Source organism: Streptomyces sp. NPDC002130, assembly GCF_040296465.1.
Lineage (GTDB): Bacteria > Actinomycetota > Actinomycetes > Streptomycetales > Streptomycetaceae > Streptomyces.
Window position 1 is genome coordinate 1 of the sequence record NZ_JBEOXI010000990.1, and the last position, 1,246, is coordinate 1,246.

At 62.4% G+C, this 1,246-nt stretch carries 2 protein-coding genes; both read left to right on the top strand.

Annotated features, from left to right (window positions below):
• Positions 1 to 578 (top strand): thiolase C-terminal domain-containing protein (locus ABT116_RS47700; RefSeq protein WP_351647714.1); only part of this gene is annotated, 578 nt, incomplete at its 5' end.
• 32 nt (positions 579 to 610) lie between these two features.
• Positions 611 to 1,246, top strand: a 636-nt coding sequence (locus ABT116_RS47705; protein ID WP_351647718.1) for a DegT/DnrJ/EryC1/StrS family aminotransferase, incomplete at its 3' end; no start/stop codon positions are given.

Sequence of the window (1,246 nt, forward strand, 5' to 3'; positions counted from 1 at the left end):
GCCTGTCGGGCGGGGGGCATGCCGGACAGGGGTCTGTCAGGCGGGTGCGTGCGGCCTCCGCTGACTGGGCTGAGCAGAACCTCAACACCCCCAAGACCGTTTTTGTCGAGGTGGACGAGGACACCAGCGCATACGACGGCGGCCACATCGAGGGTGCAGTCAAGCTCGACTGGCGCAAGGACCTCCAGGACGGCGTCCGACGCGACTTCCTGAACCAGGAGCAGTTCTCGGATCTGCTCTCCGCCAAAGGCATTGCGAACGACGACACCGTCGTTCTCTACGGCGCTTTCACCCCGATGGTCCTGCTTCAACTCGAGGAGTACGGATTCTGCGGTCGGGGCGAGGCCAAAGACTTCATCGCCGACGGCAATCTCGAGTTGGACGGTCGCCTGCCGATCAACACCCACGGCGGTCAACTCGGTGAGGGATACATCCACGGCGTCAACGGCATTGCCGAAGGTGTTCGCCTGATCCGCGGCACCTCCACCAACCAACCCACCAAAACTCTGGACAACGTGCTCGTGACCGGCGGCTCTCCCGTCCCGCACAGTGCGCTCGTCCTCTCGGCAGATCGCTGAATCTGCCGCCTATTCGAGAAAGCAGGAACAAGATGAGCGAGCGGATCACCTACGCCAGGGCCACCCACGGCGAGGAAGAAATACAGGCGGTTGTCGACGTCTTGCGCAGCGGGCATCAAGGATTGCGCATCGGCAAGAACGTCTTCGAGATGGAAGAACGCATCGCGGCCTTGGCCGGCAAGAAGTTCGGCGTCATGTGCAACTCGGGATCCTCGGGTTTGTACTTGGCAGTCGAGCTGCTCGGGCTGCCTGCCGGAAGCGAGATCATCACGTCGCCGCTGACGTTCTCCACCGACATCGCACCGATCGTTCGTGCCGGTCTGGTGCCGGTGTTCGTGGACGTGGAACCGAACACGTTCAACGTCGACGTCACCAAGATCGAGGCCATGGTCACCGAGAAGACCGGTGCCATACTGATGCCGAACCTGGCCGGCAACTGCCCGGACTGGGACGTCATCCGCGACATCGCAGATCGACACGGACTCAAGGTGATCGAGGATTCGTGTGATGCGATCGGCGCCACGCTCCGCGGCACTCCTACCGGCTCTCGGGCCGACATCGTCGTCACCAGTTTCTCGATGGCACACATCATCACGTGCGCGGGAACCGGCGGAATGGTGTGCGTCGACGACGAAGCCAGCCGAGAAAAGGCTCTTCTGCTCCACGAT